The organism is Clostridium sp. AM22-11AC (genome assembly GCF_003473545.1).
In the GTDB taxonomy this organism is placed as follows: Bacteria; Bacillota; Clostridia; order Lachnospirales; family Lachnospiraceae; genus Enterocloster.
Genome location: NZ_QUCM01000009.1, coordinates 88,609 through 104,050, shown reverse-complemented (window position 1 = coordinate 104,050; position 15,442 = coordinate 88,609). Strand labels below are relative to the sequence as shown.

The 15,442-nt window shown below is 36.6% G+C and carries 18 protein-coding genes and 1 pseudogene; all 19 read right to left on the bottom strand.

What is annotated here, in order from left to right:
• Positions 1–86: 86 nt before the first annotated feature.
• The 19 genes and pseudogenes from DW251_RS10410 to DW251_RS10325 all read right to left on the bottom strand — a co-directional run bounded on the left by DW251_RS10410 (position 87) and on the right by DW251_RS10325 (position 15,131).
• Positions 87–272: a DNA-binding protein gene (locus DW251_RS10410; protein ID WP_118301011.1), complete on the bottom strand. Its 186-nt coding sequence runs from the start codon at positions 270–272 to the stop codon at positions 87–89.
• A gap of 114 nt (positions 273–386) precedes the next feature.
• On the bottom strand, positions 387–836 hold the full coding sequence (locus DW251_RS10405) for a DUF4411 family protein (RefSeq protein WP_118301009.1): 450 nt from the start codon (positions 834–836) through the stop codon (positions 387–389).
• Entirely contained in the window at positions 833–1,861 is a 1,029-nt protein-coding gene (locus DW251_RS10400; protein WP_118301008.1) for an ImmA/IrrE family metallo-endopeptidase, read from the bottom strand. Before DW251_RS10400 ends, DW251_RS10405 begins: the two co-directional genes overlap by 4 nt.
• 43 nt (positions 1,862–1,904) lie before the next feature.
• Positions 1,905–3,518 (bottom strand): recombinase family protein, encoded by a 1,614-nt coding sequence (locus tag DW251_RS10395; RefSeq protein ID WP_002303255.1) that lies wholly within the window; start codon positions 3,516–3,518, stop codon positions 1,905–1,907.
• 111 nt (positions 3,519–3,629) lie between these two features.
• Positions 3,630–3,839, bottom strand: a complete 210-nt coding sequence (locus DW251_RS10390; protein ID WP_002303258.1) for a hypothetical protein — start codon at positions 3,837–3,839, stop codon at positions 3,630–3,632.
• 988 nt (positions 3,840–4,827) lie between these two features.
• The gene (locus DW251_RS10380) at positions 4,828–6,042 is read right to left on the bottom strand and encodes an XRE family transcriptional regulator (RefSeq protein WP_002303260.1); all 1,215 of its coding nucleotides are present in this window, start codon (positions 6,040–6,042) and stop codon (positions 4,828–4,830) included.
• A 92-nt stretch (positions 6,043–6,134) separates the two neighbouring features.
• The gene (locus DW251_RS10375; protein WP_118301006.1) at positions 6,135–6,626 is read right to left on the bottom strand and encodes a GyrI-like domain-containing protein; all 492 of its coding nucleotides are present in this window, start codon (positions 6,624–6,626) and stop codon (positions 6,135–6,137) included.
• Complete coding sequence (locus DW251_RS10370; protein WP_002303262.1) at positions 6,623–6,865, bottom strand: DUF3781 domain-containing protein; 243 nt, start codon at positions 6,863–6,865, stop codon at positions 6,623–6,625. Before DW251_RS10370 ends, DW251_RS10375 begins: the two co-directional genes overlap by 4 nt.
• Before the next feature lie 545 nt (positions 6,866–7,410).
• Complete coding sequence (locus tag DW251_RS10365) at positions 7,411–7,941, bottom strand: dihydrofolate reductase family protein (RefSeq protein ID WP_002303421.1); 531 nt, start codon at positions 7,939–7,941, stop codon at positions 7,411–7,413.
• 181 nt (positions 7,942–8,122) lie between these two features.
• A complete protein-coding gene (locus DW251_RS10360; RefSeq protein ID WP_002303420.1) occupies positions 8,123–8,779 on the bottom strand; it encodes a hypothetical protein in 657 nt (218 codons plus the stop codon).
• 104 nt (positions 8,780–8,883) lie between these two features.
• Positions 8,884–9,379 (bottom strand): annotated as a pseudogene (dfrF, locus tag DW251_RS10355) (trimethoprim-resistant dihydrofolate reductase DfrF).
• Between the two features lie 394 nt (positions 9,380–9,773).
• Positions 9,774–9,938, bottom strand: a complete 165-nt coding sequence (locus tag DW251_RS17960) for a hypothetical protein (RefSeq protein ID WP_182433606.1) — start codon at positions 9,936–9,938, stop codon at positions 9,774–9,776.
• Positions 9,939–10,130: 192 nt separating this feature from the next.
• Positions 10,131–11,954 carry a relaxase/mobilization nuclease domain-containing protein gene (locus tag DW251_RS10350; protein ID WP_118301004.1) on the bottom strand — a complete coding sequence of 608 codons (1,824 nt, stop codon included), beginning with the start codon at positions 11,952–11,954 and terminating at the stop codon, positions 10,131–10,133.
• Complete coding sequence (gene mobC / locus DW251_RS10345; RefSeq protein WP_118301002.1) at positions 11,933–12,295, bottom strand: plasmid mobilization relaxosome protein MobC; 363 nt, start codon at positions 12,293–12,295, stop codon at positions 11,933–11,935. The genes DW251_RS10350 and mobC overlap by 22 nt, the downstream gene beginning before the upstream one ends.
• 266 nt (positions 12,296–12,561) lie before the next feature.
• Complete coding sequence (locus DW251_RS17955; protein ID WP_172676034.1) at positions 12,562–12,816, bottom strand: hypothetical protein; 255 nt, start codon at positions 12,814–12,816, stop codon at positions 12,562–12,564.
• A gap of 27 nt (positions 12,817–12,843) precedes the next feature.
• A complete protein-coding gene (locus DW251_RS10340) occupies positions 12,844–13,218 on the bottom strand; it encodes a TnpV protein (protein WP_012740023.1) in 375 nt (124 codons plus the stop codon).
• The gene (locus DW251_RS10335) at positions 13,211–13,552 is read right to left on the bottom strand and encodes a hypothetical protein (RefSeq protein WP_012740024.1); all 342 of its coding nucleotides are present in this window, start codon (positions 13,550–13,552) and stop codon (positions 13,211–13,213) included. Before DW251_RS10335 ends, DW251_RS10340 begins: the two co-directional genes overlap by 8 nt.
• Before the next feature lie 104 nt (positions 13,553–13,656).
• Positions 13,657–14,853, bottom strand: a complete 1,197-nt coding sequence (locus DW251_RS10330) for a site-specific integrase (protein ID WP_118301000.1) — start codon at positions 14,851–14,853, stop codon at positions 13,657–13,659.
• A gap of 92 nt (positions 14,854–14,945) precedes the next feature.
• Positions 14,946–15,131 (bottom strand): MarR family transcriptional regulator, encoded by a 186-nt coding sequence (locus DW251_RS10325; RefSeq protein WP_012740026.1) that lies wholly within the window; start codon positions 15,129–15,131, stop codon positions 14,946–14,948.
• Positions 15,132–15,442: the final 311 nt, after the last annotated feature.

The window sequence follows — 15,442 nt, the reverse complement described above, 5'->3', positions numbered from 1 at the left end:
TATTGAATTTTCAAGGTTCAACACACCACATCGGTGTGGGAAGTTTTAGTTATATATTCTCATATATTTATAAATCCTGTTTCGTATTACATCTTACTTTTCTGATTTTTCTTGTATCGTCCATCAGCAGGCTTTATTGCATCTGAAGGAATTAACCATGTTTTTCCTTTTTTTATTGCACCTTCAATTCTTCCTTCTGCACATAAAACACCTATTCGACGTGAAGTGATATTCCATCTTTCTGATAATTCCACAGTCGTTAAATACTCCATAATCTTACCTCTTCAAAATCATACATAAGCAGAAACATAAAACTAGTTTGATTATACATCGTTTATCGGAATAATACAAACAAAAAAGAGAAGGATTTCTCCCCCTCTAATTCATTACTCCAATACCTCATCTAACATATCATTAAGTTTCATATACTCTACACCTAATGATTCACATACCATTGGAATTCCATTATTCTTGTTTCCTTCATCAGTTACTATAATCCCATCTTCTAAAATAGCTGTTGCAATCAAAAATGGATCTCCATTTGAGCTTCCCTTTGTTTGAATTTTTATTATTTGTGGAAATTGTTGTAATATTTCTGTAGTCTTTAACTGTACTTCTTTTGATAAAGGCAAAAAAGCATCTTTGTGTTCCTTTGCCCATTTTACAATATCATCATCTTTTAATTCTTCAAATATTTCCGAACTTGAAATAAGTTGTCCATTTTCTACAAGTTCATTAAAAGCCTGCCATATATGTGAAAATGCTTTCTTAGTCATATTATAGTTCTTTGATGCATTAATAAGTGCACAGGCATCTATTACATACTTTTTACTCATATGAACATCACCGCCCGTTCTATATTACTTATGTGTTTACCTTTTATACTAAGTGTACTACACATCTCACCATATGATATATCACCTCTGCTATAAGCAGATAACACTTTCTTTGGAAACAAATAGCCTTCTTTACTCAAGTAGGTAATATAATATTTTACTTTGAATTCTCTATCTTTCTTATTCTGAATAATAGAATCCTGTTCTTCTTTAAATGAGTCACTAATCCTCTTGTATATAGAATAATAATCTGACCCATTAATAATATCTAATTCTCTTAACCTTCTTACTACCGAAAATGTGCTTACTGCATACTTATCCGCAATAGATATTAAACATAAATCTGACCAATCACCATATAAATTAAGCGCATTTGATGACACATATCTAAAACTTTCTTCTGGCATTAATACTTCTGCAGCAATTCTATCACATATTTTTTCTTCTTCATCATTACGCTCATCAAAATCTATTAAGCATAATGATGAAGACCTTCTAACCAAATGTGCAACTTCATGAAATAATGAAAAAACTTTAGCTCTCTCAAAATCTTTATTATTAATTGCAATGATAGGAAATGTATCATAATACATAGAAATGCCTCGCATCTCAGACAATGATACTCCAGTTATCTGAGCAACCATTATCCCATAATGTTCTAAAAGGGCTCTATAATAATTAAATCCATTATTTCTATATGCTGATTTATTCTTAAATGGCAAATCTAATTCAAAATACTTTCTTATTACATCTGCTATCTGTTTTTCGCTTAATTTCGGGCCAACGCTGGGCAAGCTCCTATATTCCGTATCATCAGATAGATTAACTATAATTTGCCTATTACCAGTTATTCTACCAATTTCAGACCACAATTCATAACTTGTTTCTCTATAAACAGTATCATTGTATGTCCTACGATCGGTATAAGCTTTTGTTTTTTTCTCAGGTGGATTAGATAAATAAAATGTTGCAAATGGAACTTTGTATAAATTAGCAAGTTTCTTTGCTTCTGTAATTGAAGGCAACTCTTCGCCGGTTTCCCTTAGTTAAAAATATTACTCTTGTTGATTACTCAACTCTTCCAATAAATCGGTAATATATCTCAATTTCCTGTATTCTTTCGTTATCCTCATTCGTTGTTGCTTCATGTATGAGGATTTTTTCTATCATGGCATTTAATAATGGTGCTGTCAGTTCCTTTGGTACGGAATATTCCTTGATTAACTCAATCCACTTTTCAGCACCTATCATATCCTGTTCCATTTTACTTAGTTCTTCTCTTAGGCTTGTTATCTGCTGTTCCAGTTCTATCTGTTCTTTTTGGTACTTGCTGGACAACATCACAAAATTTCGCTCTGTTATCTTCTCACAGGCTCTATCTTCATACATTTTCGCAAATAAACGGTCAATCTCATTTTGTCTGTTCTCGGCTTTCTTCAATGTACTTGCCTTTTTCTTCTTTTCCCGTATTCTCTCTGCATTGCCAGCTTTCTGTATCTTGTTCAATACCTTTTCTTCGTCCTGCTGTACTGCCTTAGCCCAATACTGCAAGCGTTCCAATACGGCTTGATACAGCACATCATAACGAATGTAGTGCATAGAACAATTACCTTTGCCAAACTGCCCGTAGTAACTGCAAGCATAATAACTGTAAGGCGTTTTATTTGTCTTATTCGTTCCAAATCTCATAGACCAACCACAATCCGCACACTTGACAAGCCCTGCAAAAATCGGCGTTGCCTTTTCCTTTGTCTGTCTGCGTCTTGATTTTATCTGCTCCTGCACACGATAGAACACTTCCTTGTCAATAATCGGCTCGTGAGTGTTTTCTACTCGAAACCATTCACTTTCGGGCTTACGCACTTTCTTTTTGCTCTTGAACGATACCGTAGACTGCATATTGTGAACACTGTTTCCGATATAAACCTCACTTTTCAATATCGCCTTGACATGAGCAATCGTCCACTCATAACGCTTACTTTCGGGTTTTCCCTCAAAGATATGTGCAAAAGTACCGTATCTTGTAAAATTTAGCCATGACGCTGTCGGAACTTTTTCTGCTCTTAACTGCTTTGTGATTTTTGCACTTCCGTAACCTTGATAGGCTAGGGAAAAGATTTTTTCAATAATCCATTTTGTTTCATCATCAACCAACAGTTTTCCTTTGATGTCAGGGTGTTTCTTATATCCTAACGGAGCATAAGCACCGTAATGAGCCCCCTCCGCAAACTTTGTCTTAAATGCTGATTTGACTTTACGGCTTGTATCTCTTGCCACCCATTCATTGATGATGTTCTTAAATGGTGCAATCTCACTTTCGCCTTTTTCGCTGTCTACACCGTCATCAATCGCTATGTAGCGGACATTATGACTAGGGAAATACAATTCTGTATATTGTCCTGTCATAATATAATTTCTGCCAAGACGGGAAAGGTCTTTCGTTACAACACAGTTGATTTTTCCTGCCTCTATATCCTCAATCATTCTTTGAAAACTCGGTCTGTCAAAATTTGTTCCCGACCAGCCGTCATCAATATATTCATCAATGACATTCAAATGATGTTCTTTTGCATATAAACGCAACATACTTCTCTGTGTGGTAATGCTGGAACTTTCGCCCTGTAATTCATCATCTCGGCTTAACCTAAGATAAAGTGCAGTATTGTAAATCTGTTGTTTCATTGTCAGTTATCCTCCTTTATAACTAACCCGTGTTTACAATACCTGCTTGCAAGTAAAGTATAACACGGGTACTTTTTGTCATTCAATCTATTTCTTACAACTGCACCGATTTTATGCGATTGTCTGCTTTGCTTTTTCCAGCATGACATCAGTTAGAAGTTCTTCCATTGTTTTGCCCTTTTCGGAAAAATGCTCTTTTACTACAATCTTTGTCTTTCCTCTGTTGCCAATGCCACACTTGCCATTTTTCTTTTGAATTGTTTTTACAGCATTATCAATAACACATACCCCCTTTCTGTAAAATCTTTCTAAGCAATTCAACGGCTTTTGTCATAGCCCACAGGAGTTCCACCTCTGCATAGTTCTTATGTAGCCGTACCCATTGCGTGCGACGCTCTTAATGCTCAAGCTGTGGCTGTACGGGAGTATCATTATCTGACAGTACAGGTCATGGCGATAAAAGAGGACAAATCTTTTACAAGAACACAAATAGGTTTTCGCTCGCTCTTGCAGGGGAAAGGTCGTGGCGTATTTGTTTCAACGGCTAGCTGTCTGTCAAACGTATTGAATAGCTTTATTCAGTTGTCAAAGAACGATTGAAAGAAAAAAATCGTCTTTCCTATATATCGCGTTGGAAAAGAGGAGAAACGTAACCAAAATCCAAAACTTTTTCCATTATTAGTACAAATGGAACGGTTCATTTTGGCAATCAACGGTTGATTTTCTCCTTTTTCACTACTATCTGTACAGCAAACGTCCATTTGCTAAGTTTAAATGGAAAAATTTTAACTTCTTTTCATGCACCATATAGGGATAGAAAATGTCATTTTGCTAAGTTGATGATGAAAAAAGAATATTTTCCTTTTCACACCCTAACTACCCAAACCATACCGTTACTGCCAACAATAGAATGAAATATTTTCTTTGCACCATATAGGGAACGGAAACCTTAAATTGTTAAGTTGAGAACAAAGTATTTTCATCTTTTCACATCAACACTCAACTGCTAATGCCTGTTTGAATACAAAATGATGATGTTTTTCCTCTTTTCACAGAAGACTGTCCACTAATCACGAATTTCCGTCATTTTTTCAAAACTTTTTTCTTCTTTCACTTCATATAGGGACAGCAAGCCCCGATTTAATGACCTATTTTCAAAAAAAGTTTAGATTTCCTTTTCTCGCACCATATCTGTACGCAAGTAGCCATTTTGTTGCAGATTTAATAAAAAATTTATTTTTCTTCTTTCACTTCACATAGGGAATGAAAACAGCTCTTTGCTGACTAAATCTGAAATTTTTCAATTACATTAAAAAATACCGTCATTCTCTTGTGGAACAGCGGTATCTATACGTTCTTCTATGGTTGATTTCTCTAATTGTAATAAATGTTTATGCTTGTCTTTTAGTTCTGCCTGCTCAATCATATCTTTCAGTATCGTTGTACGATTTTCTCTGTCTAATGCCTGTACCATTTTTATGGTTGGTGCGACTTGTCTTTGTAGCCAATGCAACGCTTTTTGTAAAGTGTAAGGCTCTGGCTTTGTGGTTAAGCGTATCGGCTCTCTGTTTTCCCCTACAAACCATGCCCAATCATCATTTGTTATCCATTGACTTTTTGGCTTGTCGTCCTCTCTGTCAACAAAGCGGACATAATGATTGATGATAGAAAAAGCGGTGCGTTCAGCGTCCCGATAGGTCAGTAAATCTACAACCGCATAATAGGCTCGTTCGTTCTTCATGCGTATTTCAAAACGGTTCTTAATCTCCGTATCTTCAATTTCTGTGCCATTCTTGACATACTGCTCATAATTTTTCTGATAAGCACACATATATAATTCGCTACTTGTTGAACCGAGATATAAGGTTTCTCCTGTATTCTTTGGTAAATCGCTACCGCATTTTTCTGTACCGCTGTAATCTTTCTGCATACGGAAGTAGGACATACATTCGCCAGCCTTGTATTTTTCCTTTAACTTTGGAATATCCAATATTCCTGCTTTATCATTGATAGCCAAATCAAGCCGTTTCATCACACCACCAGCCGTCATACAATCCAGCATGAAGTCATACCATGAGCGTTCCTGTGCCAGCAGATAACATTCCATTTGCCGACAGCCTTTGCCTTTCAGTTCCAATAAAACACCTAAATGCTCCTGCATGGAACACATGATATTGATGTCGCCAAGTACATATTTGCTTTCATATCCGTATTTTCCATAATCTTCATAAAGCATGTAATTAGATTTCAGTTGTAATACATCACGGATAATCGCCAATGCGTCCGTAGTAGGAAAGCGGACACGAAAGTAATCAATCAATAAGAATAGTGGTTCTTGCGGATTGAAACGCTCAATCTGTTTTTCTATGATTTCTCTTAATTCGTCATTCAATGGCTGTTTTCCTTTTTCAATGCGGTTGTAATATTCACGGCTGATACCACAGGCAACAGCAAGCCTTGTTTGTGTTACTCCGTATTCCTCACGCTTTTGTCTTAGTTCTTCAATAAAGTTTTTATCATTCATTCTTCAATTCCTCCAATCAAAAAAGGCAACTACCATAATTGATAATTGCCTGTCATTAAAAATCTGTATAGAAAAAGCAGTCAATCCTAAGACTAACTGCTTTGTGTGTATGGATATAAAATTGCTTCTAATCTTGAATAGGTAACTGAATTATCACTATTCCAATGAAAACGATAATCGTATTTTTCAAAGTGTAGGATAATATCTTTTATAGGAATATACGATGTACTAGGAATAATTTCTTCATAAATCTTGCCATAAGTTTCATATATTTTATCCATAGCACCAATATGCTCCACAACCAAATATTTATAAGACGGTATTTCTTTATACAGAAAGCCCTCTGGGGTAATGGTTCTTTGGGGAATAGAACAGAAATAATAAAGTTTTCCATTTCTTCTTTCCATAAAAGCATATTTTACCCAATTTCCTGATTGTGAAAGATACGCTTTTTTCAAACTACTGTTAAACTTTCTCCAAAACTGTGTACTAATCTGAATATTCTTTTTTTGATAATTAGTCAGTTCTACTTCCTGCCCAATAACTGCAAATGCGTTTAATTCCTTTATAGAAAAATTTATCATTTTACCTTGTGAGCAGTGATAACGGTATAACTGTACGCATTTACCGTTATAATACAATTATCAATCGTTATATACCAGTTTTTTCCTTTTCTTGTGATTTCCGCATTAGAAAGGCTAATTTTTTCTTTGCACCATTCAATTACATTTTCTACATTCAAAGATAAGTTCTTTTTAATTCTAATAACGCCAAGTTCAGTTGTGTGAAGTCTTCCTAAGTTTTCCAGTAATTCATTTTCCATATTTTGATACCTCATTTTTCAGCAAATTTATTTGTATGTTTTATACCCCAATTATAACATTCTCATATCAGCACTACAATAAAAATAATTAAGCACCAATAATCTTATTGAACATCTCCAACCGTAAATCTTTCACACCATCAGTGATAAACACTGAGCTGACAGCAATTACGACAACTACCATAATTGCCTGCACTTAAATTTCTGCAAAAGAAAACGACAATCAATTTCTTATTTTTTGAAATCAACTGTCTTTCTCATATTTACTATTCAATTTTCATAGTGATATAGGTACAATTTATATCACTACTGTAAAAATGGGGTTTTGCCTTATAAATACAGCGTTTTCCGCTTGTTAGTGTATAGTGTTTCTTGTTTTTTGTGCCCCCCTTGTTAGATAACGGGGGCTTTGAACGGCTCGCAAGCTCGCCGAACCGCCGAAGCGAACCGCCCCCTTGCAAGCATGGCGGAAAAATCTTAAGGATTTTCCCGCCAACGTGGTCGGATCGCTCCGTCGGTTTAACAGCTTTTCTGTTTCTCTCTAGTTATCTACGCATATAAATCAAATCGGTTATTCCGTTATAAGTCTGTGTTTTACAAAGCCTTAACTTTATTTCCCTGTCTATGTTGCCCAAAAGACGAACCCCATTTCCTAACAGAGTAGGAATAACAGAAATGTAATATTTATCAATCATATTTTTGCTTACCAACTGCTGAACAAGATTTGCTCCGCCACAAATCCAAATATCCTTTCCTGCTTCTTGTTTTAGCCGTTCCAATAATAAAACAGGATTTTCACTTGTAAAATGAATTTGTTGGGAAGAATTGCACTCTTTATGTGTTAATACATAAGTTGTAAATTTATTATATACCCATTCTTGCGGAGAAAGTTCAGTAACAACCTGATGAGAAGTATTCCACCCCATTAAGACAGTATCTATATCTTTGGTAAATTCTGTATAAGTGTCGATGTTTTCATTGTCATTTCCATGACCATTTAGCCAAGCTACTCCACCATTACCGTCCGCAATATATCCGTCAAGGCTCATGGCAATAAATAAAACTACTTTTCTCATTTTTTCTCTTTTATAAATACAAACAGGAATTTATTTCTCTTTTTTACTCATAAGGGAACAACTGATTGCTACAAATAAACCCATTAAAATCCATGGAAATGCTGCTCTTATAAAATCACTAACCATACTTTATTCCTCCTTAAATTCCAATTTCCTTAGTTCTACAAACTGAAATTTTTGCCTATGAATGTATCTTGTTCTTTATACGCAAACAGGCTTCTGTGTGCATAATCCAATGTCTTGAAAACGGCATTTGAATTAGTCCACAAATATCTTTATTACACCAATAATCAATCAGCCAAATTGCTTTTTCATTGTCGTTTACTACATTCAACGATTCTAAGTATCCTTTTCTTTCTTTCGGTATTTTTCTTTTCAATTCATCATAAGATAACCGTTCAAGCATTTTCTCAGTGCTTTCCCATACTTCGAAAATATATAAATATAATTCTTCCAGATTAAGCTGTTTTGAAAAGTCTGCAATCTGCTGTTTCATGAGTTCATTTCCTGTTGTAATGATAGGTGAATTGATACGCTCTTGATAATTGCCTGCAAAAAATACTTGTTCATCTTCATTTATCACTGTATGCACAACTATATCTTCAATGCGGAAAATATGCCAAATAGAATAAGCAATCGTCTTACTATGATAACCATCAGCGTTTATGAAGGGGATTGAGTTAAAATCTTCTCTGCATAATTCTTCTTTGAAAGATACTAAGGTTTGTATTAACTGACTTCGTAAAGTAAGTAAAGTATCAATACCCCTCTTATAAGTATCTTTCTTTTTTATTTGTGCCTGCATTGTTTTATTAAGTTCAGACCATTCCTTATTCATATTCAATCCTCTCTCAAATTCTGATTTTATCGCCCCATACAAACTGGAATTTGTCTTACAACAATTTATATATGCATAAAAAGCAATATATTTATGAAAACACCCTAAATCCAAAATTTACTCAATTCATTTTTTCCTTACATAAAATGTTCTCGTATATTTCACTTCCTCACCAAGTGTTTCCCCTATCAAAACTTCAAAATCATTGATATCAAATTCTGGAAAGAATGTATCTCCATCTTCAATATTTAAATCTACTTCTGTGATATACATTTTATCTACTATTTGCAAAGCTTCCTTAAATAGTCCATATCCACCAGATATGTATACATCTCGTCCTTTAGCCAATAATAATGCATCTTCTAATGATTTAACTGAAACTAAATTATCTCCTTGATACTCTGTTGTGGTGGAAACAACAATATTCATTCTATTAGGCAACGGATGACCGATTTCTTCATAAGACTTTCGCCCCATAATAACCACATTACCCGTTGTTAACTCTCTAAATTGCTTTTGTTCTCCCTTTATTTTCCATGGTATATTACCATTCTTGCCTATAACATTATTCTTTGACCTCGCAACAATCAAACCTATCATCTATTTCATCCTCCATAATATGATGTCGTACCTGTGATTCCATCAAGTGCACCACATCTTAACAAACTCAAAATTATCTCGAACTAACCAGCTCGACAAATTCCTTTTTTGTCTTCATCTGCATTATATCATATTGTTATAAGCATTGCCATTTCTTTTCTGCTTTTGAAAAGTTACTTATCAGCCTATGTTTTGTAAAGGGTGATATTCAGCATTTCTCACGCAACAAGCCCTTGACAAACCATAGACTAATAAGTTTTAAGGTAATCAAGCAGAAATGAAATAGTCTGCTGTTTCACGGCAACAAAAAAGAGATACCAACACACTTATGTAGTATCTCTTAGTCTAGTAGCAATATTCTTTTGTTTGCAAGCAGGTAAACATGGGCTGTTTCTTAATATCTTTTTGTTTGGGAAACACCTCTTTCCCATTTATCAATTACTTCTGACCTAAACCCAGAAATATGATTAGCAACATCACTTGTTGTGCCAAATGGTGTTTCAGAACGTGCCCATACAAGCATTTTATAATTTACATATGCATATTTTTTTGCACCCATACAAGTATGCACCTCCCTTTGAAAATATTTGGCATTATAATATATATTAACAAAACAGGCTAATTGTCATGTTTTCTGAAATTATAATATCACACTTTTCGTTTCAAAGATATTAAATTTACCACTTTTCATACAGGTTTAACATATTCTTATTAAAAAAATCCTTATTTAAAACCTAACCATTTCCTCTTCTCAGCCCCTGTTTTGCGTCCTATCTTCCACTTTTTTCTTATCAGTATCTCTGCCAACACTCTCATCATAAATTTTCTGAAACTCCTCATACATTTCATCTCCATCCTTTTTTATCCCCAGCCTTTTCATTACATCTGAGAACAACCTTATGCTTCCACTCACATCAGCAATATCGAATCCGAATACATCTGCCTTAACTGAATCACTGATATTTTCATAACCACCAAGCTCTGATATTCTCCTGACAATCCAGCTAACTTTGTCCACTGGCTCATTTTCTTTAGTTTCCACATATTCACCTTTATCTGTTACATCAGTCATACTTTTGTCCATTCTTGCCACATTCACATCAGACGAATTATGAATCTCTGTTTTTCCTATGCCATCTAAATCAGTCTGTTGTTTTCTCGCACTATCAGCTTGCTCTCTCAGTCTGCCTATTTCATTCTGCTTATTGTTAGGATTCATCACATCAACATTTGCATCATGCTCAACAACTACTGCCGTTGCTTTCTCAACCTCAGTCTCTTCATCCATCCCCGGTATCTCAACATCCCTGTCTGCAACGATTTCTTCTTTCCCAGACACCGCATAATAAGCCGTATACAAATCTTCTTTTATAATGTCATCAGCAAGCTGTATCTGTCTCTTAATTTCCCTTTTCTCCTGCTTAAGCTCATCCAGTTCTTCCTGCACTTCCATATGCCATATCTGATATTCCCGGTACTGCTCTTCATTCTTTATACTGCGTTTCCGGCTAGAGCTTTCTCTGTATATTTCCTTCTGTCTGTCCTCAATCTGCTGGATTTTTTCTTCCTGCTCACCTATGAAATCCACAAGATCCACAACACTTTTGATGTCATTATTTACAATCAGCAGATATTCGTCCTGTAACTGATGAAACCGCTTCAAATCCTCTGCATACTTTGCTCCACCAACTACAAAACGCTTCTGTTCTACAACCCTTAATCTGTATAGCTTTGCATAAAACTTCTTCTGGAATGGTGACAGCTTCGCCCTGTGCAGTCCCCTGATATCCGACGAATAAAAGTAAGGTTTTGCCATCCATGGCATATCCACATAATGCCGTAACATATCTTCAGAAAACATCTCGTCCAGCTTTGCCAGTTTATGATAATACCGAAATCCCGGTGCCTGCACCTCCATCCATGCGTCTTTCTTAAATACATATCCAAGTCTTTTCATCAGATATTTAAAATGCTCCACATTTCCGGCTGCATACGCACACATCTTAGCATCACGAAGTATAATATCCTTCATGGACATTTCCTTTTCCCACTTGTCTCTGCTGATATTCTTTGGATTTCTGCTATACTCTGCCGGCATTATGGAAAGTCCAAGCTCATCACAATATTTATTTGTAATCGGCTGCAGATGATTCTTCCAATTGCCTTTAGGTGAATTATATTTCTTGCCGGTTGTCATACTCACACTATTCCAGATCAGATGCCCATGCATATGTTCCCTGTCAGTATGAACTGCATACACCGCCTCATAATCATTACCAAGCACATCCTTTGCAAAGTGCTCCAGCACATACATTGCATGCTCTGCCGTCACTTTTTCTTCCGGTGAAAATGATATGATCACATGATAGCCCTGCCTTTTACCTGTCTTATGAAATATATTCTTCGTCTCCTCCATCTGCTCAAATGCCGTATCCGGCAGGCAGTTAATACTGCCCACCAGTACACATTCTTCTGTCTTATCCGGATTCTGTATATATTCCAAAGCATTCTTCAGGTGTGATGCCGGATTTCTGCCATCTGACTCCTGTATATTTAAGATCTTTGTAATCGCCATACTTCCAGCACCTCCCCAAACGTTTTCTTTACATCATCCAGACTGCTCTGCAGTTTATCAATATCGCTGTAATATAACTTTCCCTGTGAATTGCCAAGCTTTACTGCCTGATTAATATTATTTGCAATACCGGCAATAACACGGATTACTCTTGCCCTGTCCTCTGGATAATTTGTATCAATGTTGCCGCCTGTCCGGATCAATTCTCTTATATATGCACTTGCTGTCATTCCTGTTCGTTTAAGTGCTGCTTTTAGAATATCCATATCTTTCTCTGACAGCTTCACAGATACCTTATAATCTTTCCTGTCAGACTTGTATCTTCTCTTTCCATCTGCCATACGTTTCTCCCCTTTCGTAGTTTTCTAATACTGTATCAAACCAATCTCTTTTTATCTGTACCATTGCTTTTTCAACCTTTCTTAAAATTGTGTTCATAGGTTTTGTAAGATGCGGAAAAGGTCGGACCTTTTCCCGAAAAAATATAAACGCCATCAGCGTTTACATAATTTTTCGTCTTGGCAGGAGCACCTGCACCCTGTATATAATATGTGGTGGTTAATGTACCACCACAATTACTGATATGGTGGCACTTTTTGCCATCACTTTACTGTTTTAGTGGCGTTTTCCGCCACCACTTTTCCATTTTGATGGCACTTTCCGCCACCATGGCTTTTTTCTCGCTTATCTGAGTGGTGGCGCTTTTTGCCGTCACTTTGCTGTTTTGACGGCGCTTTTTGCCCCCACTTTTGCATTTTGACGGCACTTTTTGCCCCCACACTTTTTTCAGCTCTGATTTGTGCGGGGGCGCTTTCTGCCCCCACTTTGTGGTTTTGGGGGCGCTTTTTGCCCCCATTTTCATGTTTTGACGGCGCTTTTTGCCCCCACACTAATGAAACTGCATTACCACATCCATAATAACGATTTCCTCTGCCATCATCCTGGTCTGTGTTCTTAGCTGTAACTGTTCTGTAAATGAATTTGGATTCTTTGGCTTATGCTTTTTCAGCCACTTAGCTTCAATATCATCGAGCAGCTCATATGCTGTATCATTGACTTCATCCGCTCTCTCTTCAAGCTCACCGAACCGCACCAGACTCTTATATCTCATTGGATATTCTTCCTTGATATATTTAATCCACATACGCCCATACTTTCCTACATCTATATCTGCCTTCTCTGTTCCTGCGACAAGCACCGGATAAAAGATTCCATCCCTTTCTTCATATGGGATGCCAAGCTTTTCAAATGTTGTCTTACTCATAATGATTACCGCCTTTCTCATCACTCTGCAGAATATCAAGCACATGCTTTAATTGAACCAGCAGTTCTTCAACATCTATACCTCTGTCAGATTCATCTAATGTCTGTAATTCTTCCAGTATCGTATCAAGATGCACCTGTACTTTCTTTGCCACCTTCATTCCACCAACAACCCTGATTTCATGCTTCAGAAGACATTGGATGATATAATCCTGTTTTGAAAGTCCGCTGAGTGAAACCTTCACATTCAGCTCCTGTGCTTCCTCCGGTGACATACGAAACGCTACTACAACATTTCTCCATCTGTTCTTGGCATCCAACCTTTTCTCGCTCATAATAATCTGCTCCTTCCGATATAAAATCTATTCTTTTAATTTCTGCTGCATATATCCAGCAAAACTTGTACCGGCATGATTCATAATGTTTTACATAGGCATTATCAGACTGCCTTGTACTTATCAATGCTTATAATTTTTTCCGCAGCCGCATCCATATCAATCATAGGTTCTGTTTCCTCTGTCTGCATGATTTCTACATCATCATCCTGCTCTTCGCAATCCTCAAAGCTTGCATTGACAGCATCAAGTCTGTCTGCCATTGCCACCTGCTTTGACGGAAACAGATGTGAATAACGATATGTGATATCAATACTCTCATGGCCAACCCTGTCAGCTATTGCAACTGCGGAGAACCCAAGGTCAATCAGATGTGAAATGTGCGAATGCCTAAGATCATGAATTCTTATTTTCTTCACACCTGATAACTTGCAGCCACGCTCCATCTCATGATGAAGAAAGCTCTTTGTTACCAGAAATATCCTGTCTGTTGGTGTCTGGTCATATAACATTGCAAAATATTCCTGCATTTCTTCGGCAAGGAACTTTGGCAACTTGATTGTTCTGTTGCTCTTAGGTGTTTTCGGTGTTGTAATAACATCCTGCCCCTGCAGCCGCTGATACGATTTATTTATTCTGACAGTGTTCTTTTCAAAATCAAAATCTTCCATCGTAAGTGCAAGCAGCTCACCTAATCTCATTCCCGTCCAGTACAGCATTTCAAATGCATAAAATGAAACCGGCTTATCAATCACCGCTTCTGAAAACTTCTTATATTCTTCAGTTGTCCAGAAAAGCATTTCCTTCTTTTCTTCCCTACCCATATTTCCAGCCTGCCTTGCCGGATTTGATTTCAGATTATAAAACCTGCACGCATGATTGAATATCGCACTTAAGATGTTATGCATTGTCTTCTTATAAGTCTGGGAATAACATTTCCCATTCTCATAACGGAATGCTACCATCTCATTCTGCCACTTGCGTACATCTCCCGGTGTAATCTCATTCATCTTAAGATTCTTAAAATATGGAAGTATCTTTGTATCCACAATGTGTTCTTTTGTAAGCCACGTGTTGAGTTTGACATAATTTTTCACATCCTCTGTATACAGCTTCCAGAACTCTCCAAATGTCATATCCAGATTGTTCTCCTGCCGTATTTTATAATTCCTCTCATAATCAAGTGCTTCCCTCTTTGTTGCAAAACCTCTTTTCTTTATCTGTTTGTTTTCCCCGGTCCAGTCCTTACAATAGAATTTGACAAACCAGGTGCCTGTCTTACTGTCTTTATAAGCTGGCATATTCATCATCTCCTTCTTTCCATATGAAGAAGCAGATGCCTAAGCCGTATCGCTTCTGCACCTACCTCTATCACAATCTTCTTACCTGTTGCTTATCCTGCATCACTCATACCATAAATGCGTTCTTCAAAATATTTTCTGCTTACTTTTCCACGGATAACAATGTAACCCTTCTTTTCAAGTTCACTGTTGATCTGTCTCATAAGCTTGTATGCTGCTGATTTTGAAATCCCAAGAATCTGCATCACATCTCCTACTTCTAAAAACTTTTCGTTCATGCCCTTTCACCACCTTTCCATTAAAATTTGTTTTGGCGTTTCTCCATACCAGTTCTGCTGATGTCACAACCAGCCTCCTTACCTGAGATAATCTCCTGTAATACCGCCCGCTCCTGCTCGAGGTACTCGGTCCGCTTGGGGGGAGTGTCTACATTCGCTCGATTCCTATGAATGTCTTGGCAAATGCCTGTTAGATTTCTGGTACCGCTCATTTAGTTATTTTTCAATACCATATCGTATAGATAATTGAATTGATATTATTCTATACTGTATAGTATTGAATTGTCAAGAAGTTTTTCTAATGTTCTCGT